8 protein-coding genes are annotated in these 7554 nt (G+C 56.5%); all 8 read left to right on the forward strand.

The annotated features are described in order from the left end of the window. Positions 1-2: 2 nt before the first annotated feature. Positions 3-704 carry a type I-C CRISPR-associated protein Cas5c gene (cas5c, locus tag M6689_RS05230; protein ID WP_298268685.1) on the forward strand — a complete coding sequence of 234 codons (702 nt, stop codon included), beginning with the start codon at positions 3-5 and terminating at the stop codon, positions 702-704. Next, a complete protein-coding gene (gene cas8c / locus M6689_RS05235) occupies positions 691-2619 on the forward strand; it encodes a type I-C CRISPR-associated protein Cas8c/Csd1 (RefSeq protein WP_298268687.1) in 1929 nt (642 codons plus the stop codon). The genes cas5c and cas8c overlap by 14 nt, the downstream gene beginning before the upstream one ends. A gap of 30 nt (positions 2620-2649) precedes the next feature. Beyond that, complete coding sequence (gene cas7c, locus M6689_RS05240; RefSeq protein ID WP_298268689.1) at positions 2650-3552, forward strand: type I-C CRISPR-associated protein Cas7/Csd2; 903 nt, start codon at positions 2650-2652, stop codon at positions 3550-3552. A gap of 90 nt (positions 3553-3642) precedes the next feature. Beyond that, positions 3643-4230 carry a transposase gene (locus M6689_RS05245; RefSeq protein ID WP_298268691.1) on the forward strand — a complete coding sequence of 196 codons (588 nt, stop codon included), beginning with the start codon at positions 3643-3645 and terminating at the stop codon, positions 4228-4230. 163 nt (positions 4231-4393) lie between these two features. Then, positions 4394-4999 (forward strand): CRISPR-associated protein Cas4, encoded by a 606-nt coding sequence (cas4, locus tag M6689_RS05250; RefSeq protein WP_298268693.1) that lies wholly within the window; start codon positions 4394-4396, stop codon positions 4997-4999. A gap of 10 nt (positions 5000-5009) precedes the next feature. Next, on the forward strand, positions 5010-5873 hold the full coding sequence (locus M6689_RS05255) for a Bro-N domain-containing protein (protein ID WP_298268696.1): 864 nt from the start codon (positions 5010-5012) through the stop codon (positions 5871-5873). Beyond that, a complete protein-coding gene (gene cas1c / locus M6689_RS05260; protein ID WP_298268699.1) occupies positions 5870-6904 on the forward strand; it encodes a type I-C CRISPR-associated endonuclease Cas1c in 1035 nt (344 codons plus the stop codon). The genes M6689_RS05255 and cas1c overlap by 4 nt, the downstream gene beginning before the upstream one ends. Before the next feature lie 9 nt (positions 6905-6913). Next, the gene (gene cas2 / locus M6689_RS05265; protein WP_298268701.1) at positions 6914-7207 is read left to right on the forward strand and encodes a CRISPR-associated endonuclease Cas2; all 294 of its coding nucleotides are present in this window, start codon (positions 6914-6916) and stop codon (positions 7205-7207) included. Positions 7208-7554: the final 347 nt, after the last annotated feature.

Here is a 7554-nt window from a genome sequence, read left to right on the forward strand (position 1 = left end):
GCATGAGAAGTCGGATTGACTTCAAGGTAACGGGGCGTTTCGCGCTCTTTACAGATCCGCTGACCAAGATTGGCGGGGAAAAATGCTCGTACCATATCCCCACCTACGAGGCGCTCAAGGGGATTGCCAAATCCATCTACTGGAAGCCGACCTTCGTCTGGGTAATCGACAAGGTTCGGATCATGCGACGCATCCGTACCCAGTCGAAGAGCATGAAACCGTTGGTTTTCAGTGGCGGCAACTCGTTGGCAATCTATACCTACCTTGCTGACGTGGAGTATCAGGTCCAAGCACATTTTGAGTGGAACCCACATCGCAACGACTTGGCGGATGACCGCGACCCCGACAAGCACTGGCATGTGGCCAAGCGGATGGTGGAAAAGGGAGGGCGTCAGGACATCTTTCTCGGGACTCGGGAGTGTCAGGGGTATGTGGAGCCTTGTACGTTTGGTGAGGAGAAGGGTGAGTATGACCGGTACGGAGACCTGGAATACGGGCTGATGTTCCACGGTTTCGATTATCCCGACGAAACAGGCACTAAAGAGCTTCATAGCCGGTTCTGGCGACCGACCATGAAAGATGGCGTAGTGGCGTTTGCCAAACCAGAAGAGTGTACGATACGTAAGTTCGTGCGGGAGATGATCCCCAATCCGCCCAGTTCGAATGGGTTGCGAGAGGAGGGGCTATTAGATGAGCTGGATTGAGAAGTTGTATCAGACTTATGAGAACAACCCGGGCAATATCGCCAATCCAAATGATGCCGTTCCTCTGCTGCCGCTGTTTCATAGCACTCAGAATGCACAGCTTCATGTCGTGCTCGATAGCGAAGGAAATCTTGTGGACGCATCTGTCGTCACGAAGGACGATGCCCCGACTATTATCCCGGCTACAGAGGGTTCCGCAGGCCGTGCCGGGGCCAAGATTGCCCCGCATGCCCTCTTCGACACTCTTCAATATGTAGCCGGCGATTATCTCGAATATGGAGGTAACCCCAACAAGAAGAAAAACGAATCAGGTTTCGAACCGTACATCCAAGCATTGCAGGGGTGGGTTGAGAATTCTGGAAATCGCAAGCTGCAATCGGTTTTCACCTATCTGAAAAAGGGGCACCTGATAAAAGACCTGATTGAGAAGACGGTACTTGTTGCAGGAAACAACGGCATGCTTGCCGAGGAATGGACGGAACCAACGGATGCACCGCCGATTTTCAAGGTGATAAAGCAGTCCAACAAAAAGGGACAATTCGAAGCATTTGTTCGGTTTTCCGTCGAAATTCCGGGAGATAACCCTTCCGAGCTTTGGAAAGATTCCAAGTTGCGAGAATCTTGGGGGAGTTACTACGCAACCCTCCAAAGCAAGAGCGACCTTTGCATGGTGACGGGCGAGATGACCAATGTTGCATCCAATCATCCCAAAAATATTCGCTATCCCGGCGATGGTGCAAAGCTGGTCTCGTCGAACGATACGGAAGGTTTTACCTATCTTGGGCGGTTTACCACCGATGCGGAAGCATGCTGCATAGGGATCGAGGTAACCCAGAAAGCGCATAGCGCGCTGCGCTGGCTTATTGAGCGCCAAGGCAGACGCGACGGCGATCAAGCAGTGGTTGCCTGGGCTGTTTCCGGCGCGGAGGTTCCCGACCCACAGGCGGACACCTTTTCCTTCTTGTTCGGCAGGGAGCAGGCATCGACGCCACCAAAGACCGGGTATACCGCTCAGGAAGTCGGTGCTGCGTTGTCCAAGAAGATCGCCGGATATGCCGCGAAGCTGAAATCAGCCGATGAGGTTCTTGTGTTTGGCCTTGATTCGGCCACACCTGGGCGCATGGCCATCAGCTATTACCGGGAACTGACTGGCTCTGAATTCCTTGAACGAATCGAAGCATGGCATACCGGTTGTTGCTGGCAGCAGTATTTTGGCAAGGACCGGGTGTTTTACGGTGCGCCTGCGCCGCGTGACATTGCCGAAACAGCCTTCGGGACGTGGCGTGAAGGTAAAATGTACGTTGACGAGAAACTCAGAAGAGCAACTGTCGAGCGTTTGCTTCCCTGCATCGTCGATGGTGCCTTAATACCACGTGATCTCATGGAGTCCTGCGTCAGGAGGGCCAGCAGCAGAAATGGTATTGAAAACTGGGGATGGGAAAAAGCCCTTGGAATAGCATGTGCGCTTTTCAGATATCACCATAAGGAAAGGAGTTATTCGATGGCCTTGGATCGAGAACTAAGAAGCAGGGATTATCTTTACGGACGCCTGCTTGCGCTTGCTGAGCACCTGGAGGAGCGGGCGCTGTACGTGGGGGGCGAAAAACGGTCAACGAGCGCGGAGAAGCTGATGCAGCGTTTTGCGGATCGTCCCTATTCGACTTGGCGTATTTTGGAAACCGGCTTGACGCCATATAAGGTCAGACTGAATTCCAGGCGGCGGGGCTTTCTCAATGCTGTTCAGCAGGAAATTGACTCTGTTTGCGTCCTGTTTGAAACAGATAACTTTACCTCCGACAAGCGGTTGAGCGGCGAATTCCTGCTTGGCTATCATTGCCAGCGGGCCGCCCTGAAGCCTGTCGTCGGTCAGGATGCACCCGATGAGGCTGATGAAACAATAAATTCAGAGGATTAACGACACTCTACCCATAAAAGGAGAACGAGCATGAGCCTGTCCAAGAAAATCGATTTCGCGGTTGTCTTTAAGGTTGTCAACGCAAACCCGAATGGTGATCCCCTTAACGGTAATCGCCCCCGTACCATTTATGAAGGTAATGGCGAAGTATCTGATGTCTGTATCAAACGCAAGATCCGCAATCGACTGATGGAAACACTTACAAAGGTAAAGGTCCCAGTCAATGGCAACGAATTGGAAATTTGCCCTATCTTTGTCCAGTCCGATGACAACAAAAATGATAAACACCCGAGCCTTAAATCAAGAGCCGATGAAGTTCTGGCGGGTATCAAGGCTCCTGAAGGGATTGCCAAAAAAGCCTGTGAAACCTGGTTCGACGTTCGGGCGTTCGGGCAGCTGTTTGCTTTCAAGGCCGCTGGAGGCAAAAAGGGTAAAGGTGAAGATGGTGGTGGTGACGACAAGGGGGTGTCCATAGGGATTCGTGGACCGGTCAGCGTCCAATCTGCGTTCAGCGTGTCGCCGGTCAGCCTGACCAGCACGCAGATTACCAAAAGCGTCAGCAGCGAGGGCGATGGAACCAAGCGCGGTTCCGATACCATGGGGATGAAGCATCGTGTTGATCGCGGCATCTACACCTTTTTCGGCAGCATGAATCCTCAACTTGCAGTGAAGACAGGGTTCAGTGACGATGACGCCGTGGTTATTAAAGCCGTTCTGCCGCGCCTGTTCGAAAACGATGCATCATCCGCCCGCCCCGAGGGGAGCATGGAAGTCTTGAAGGTTGTGTGGTGGGAGCACAACTGCGCCAGCGGCCAGTGTTCATCTGCCAAGGTGCATAGAAGCCTAAATGTGGCGGATACGGATGATCTGGATACGTTGATCACATTCAGTGCACTGAATGGACCGACACCTGAAATAATTGACGGGGTTTGAGGCTCGGGCAATTCATGAATTGCCCCTACACCAATTGATGCAAAACCGGAAATCAGGGCGAACACGAGGTTCGCCCCTACGGGATGGGGCATGACCTATAATCCTGACGCCCATCATCGCCGTTCCATCCGGTTGCGCGAATATGATTATTCCTCATCCGGGGCGTATTTCGTGACCGTGTGCGTGCAGGGGAGGGAATGCCTGTTCGGCAGAATCGTTGAGGACGACATGGTATTAAACGAGGTGGGACGAAGGGTGGAGGAGGTCTGGCGGTCATTGCCTGAGCGATTTCCGAATGTGCTGATCGATGAATTCGTGGTCATGCCGAATCATGTGCATGGGATTATTCTGTTGAACGAACGTAGGGGCGAACCTCGTGTTCGCCCGAATTTCCGGGGCGATGATGAACAGGGCGAACACAAGGTTCGCCCTTACGGGACCGCTGATTTTTCGTTGGGTCGGATCTGTCAGGCGTTCAAATCGTTGACCACGGTTGAATATGTGCGTGGGGTTAAAGACCATGATTGGCCACCCTTTGCCGGTCGATTGTGGCAGCGGAATTATCATGAAAGGGTCATCCGCGACGAAAGGGAATTTATTGGAATCCGCGAATACATCCGAAACAACCCGCTTAAATGGCATGATGACGAAGAAAACCCGGCGAATGCCCCGCCATAGAGGGGTGCCCCTGGTGTTTTCCGATTTATTGTCCCGATGTAGGGGCGAACCTCGTGTTCGCCCAGTTTGAGATCGCATACGTAGGGGCGAACCTCGTGTTCGCCCGTGAATGTCGCCGTCGATAAACAGGGTGATCAAGGATCGCCCCTACAAGGATCGTTTTATGAATGACCCCATCATGATCTCCGCCCTGGAGCATTTCAGCTACTGTCCCCGCCAGTGCGCCCTCATCCATGTGGAGCAGGTCTGGGGCGAAAACCTTTTCACCATGCGCGGCCGCGACGTGCATGAAAACGTGGACGCGGAATCTTCCCACGATGTGGCGGGAATTCGCTACGAGCGGGCGCTGCCGCTCTGGTCGAAGAGGCTGAACCTCGTCGGCAAGGCCGATCTGGTGGAATTCCACGGGGAGACTCCCTATCCGGTGGAATACAAGTCGGGCAAACACCGGGCCGGCCGCCACGAGGCGCTGCAGCTCTGCGCCCAGGCGATCTGCCTTGAAGAGATGCTGGAGGTGCCGGTGGAGAAGGGGGCGCTCTTCTGGCATGGTTCGCGGGAGCGCCGGGAAGTCGTCTTTACCGATGCAATGAGGGTGCACGTTGAGAAAGCAGCCGACGGCGTCCACTCATTGCTCGCCCAATCCAGCATCCCGCTGCCGGTGAACGACAAGCGCTGTACCCATTGTTCGCTGAAAGAATCCTGTCTCCCATCCGTCGTTGCCGAAAAGGACAGGAGCCGAAAGGCGGCGCGGGAGTTGTTTGCAATCTGAGGAGGGATGGATGGAAACGAAGCTGGTGGTTTTTCAAGGAAAGGAAATCCGCAAAACTCTTCACAATGGAGAATGGTGGTTCTCTGTTGCGGATGTATGCGGTGTGCTGACTGACAGCGCGGATGCGGGTGCCTATTGGCGGAAGTTGAAACAGAGGTTGAACGAGGAGGGGAGTGAAGTCGTGACATTTTGTCACGGGTTGAAACTGGTTGCTCCTGACGGAAAGCTGAGGGCGACTGATTGCGCCAACACCGAAGGCATCTTCCGCATCATCCAGTCCATTCCTTCCCCGAAGGCTGAGCCATTCAAGCGCTGGCTGGCCAAGGTCGGCTACGAGCGGGTTCAGGAGATCGAAGATCCCGAGCTGGCCACGAAGCGCACCCGTGAGCTTTACCGTGCCAAAGGGTATTCCGAAGCCTGGATCGAGAAGCGGATGCGGGGCATCGCCATCCGGGCGGAGTTGACGGAGGAATGGAAGAACCGGGGCGTAAAGGAAGAGCCGGGGTACGCCATCCTGACCGCCGAAATCTCCAAGGCCGCCTTCGGCATGACCCCCGGCGAATACAAGCAGTTCAAGGGGCTGGACCAGGAAAACCTGCGGGACCACATGACCGATCTGGAACTGATCTTCTCGATGCTGGGCGAGGCGGCCACGACGGAAATCGCCCGCAAGAAGGATGCCCGGGGCTTTCCCGAAAACAAGGTGGCGGCCCACAAGGGGGGACGGATTGCCGGCGAGGCGCGGGAAAAGCTGGAGGTGGAGACCGGCGGGCGGGTGGTGACGCCGGAAAATTTCCTGGTGGAGCCGGAGAGCCGGAAGCGGCTGGGAAATCCCCCCCGGCCCCCCTTTCAGAAAGGGGGGAGAAAAAAATGAAACAGATCCTCAACACCCTCTACGTCATGACCCAGGGGGCCTACGTCTGCCTCGACCACGAAACGGTGAAGGTGGAGGTGAAGGGCGAAATCCAGATGCAGGTGCCGCTCCACCACCTGGGGGCGATCGTCACTATGGGGAACGTCATGATGAGCCCCTTCATCATGGCCCGTTGCGCCGAGGACGGCCGGGCCGTGGTGATCCTCGACCGTAACGGCAGGTTCAAGTGCCGCGTCGTCGGCAAGACCAGCGGCAACGTGCTCCTGCGCCAGACCCAGTACGAGGCGGTGCGCGACCGGGAGCGCTCTGCATCAATCGCCCGGAACATGGTGGCGGGGAAGGTGAAGAACGCCCGTCAGATCCTGATGCGCGGGGCGCGGGAAACCAGCGATGCCGATGAAAGCGCCGCCCTGCGCAAGGCGGGGGACATCCTGGCCGACGCGCTCTTTCATCTCAAGGATGCGGTTGATATCGACCACGTGCGCGGGCTGGAGGGGGAGGCTGCCAACGCGTACTTCGAGGTGTTCGACCGGATGGTGAAGGAGGAAGACCGGCAGGCCTTCAGGATGAACGGCCGCAACCGCCGGCCCCCCCTCGATCCGATGAACGCGCTTCTCTCCTTCCTCTATACCCTGCTCCTCAACGACTGCATCACGGCGGTCGAGGGTGTGGGTCTCGACTCGCAGTTCGGCTTCCTTCATGCGTTGCGGCCGGGGCGGCCGTCGCTGGGGCTCGATCTGATGGAGGAGTTCCGCGCGGTGCTGGCGGACCGGCTGGCGCTCACCCTCATCAACAGGAAGCAGATCACCGGAAAACACTTCGAGGTGCGCCCCGGCGGGGCCACGTATCTGGATGACGCGGGCCGGAAGGAAGTCATCATGGCCTACCAGAAGCGCAAGCAGGACGAGTTCCACCATCCGGTCCTCGACCAGAAAGTCCCCTTTGGGCTCCTCCCCCATGTCCAGGCCCGGCTGCTGGCGCGGCACCTGCGGGGCGACCTGGAGCAGTACACGCCGGTGCTCTATTCGTGAGGTGATGATATGTGGGTAGTTGTCTGCTATGACGTGAACACCGAGACAAAAGCCGGGCGCCGAAGGCTTCGGCGGGTGGCCCAGGCGTGCAAGAACTACGGCCAGCGGGTCCAGAAGTCGGTGTTTGAATGCCAGGTCAATGAGATGAAGTTCGAGGACCTGCGGCGCAAACTGCTGCGGGAGATCGACAAGGCGCTGGACAATCTCCGCTTCTATCGCCTGACCGAGCCGCGGGAGAATCACGTGGAAACCCATGGACTGACCAGAACGATCTTCTTCGACGAAGAGCCGCTGATCGTCTGACCCGCGAACCTGGTGCACATGAGGAAAACCGGGGGGATTCGCGGTGGAAAGAACCATTGGATTTTGCAAAAAGATCGAAAGGAGTGTGCCCGAGTGCCGGTGCCCTGCTCAGGCATTTAATGGCAGGTTCGCGGAAATGCATGCGTAACCAGCCGAAACTGTTGGCCCGATGAGGGAGACAGTAGCGCCCGCCTTTCGGGGCGGGCGAGGATTGAAACCAATGGCTTTAAGCCGCTCCATCCCTTCGGCCACTGTAGCGCCCGCCTTTCGGGGCGGGCGAGGATTGAAACACCAATGAATGCTCGGACATCGCAGAAGATGGGGTAGCGCCCGCCTTTCGGGGCGGG

This window comes from Geobacter sp., assembly GCF_027327745.1.
Classification (GTDB): Bacteria; Desulfobacterota; Desulfuromonadia; order Geobacterales; family Geobacteraceae; genus Geobacter.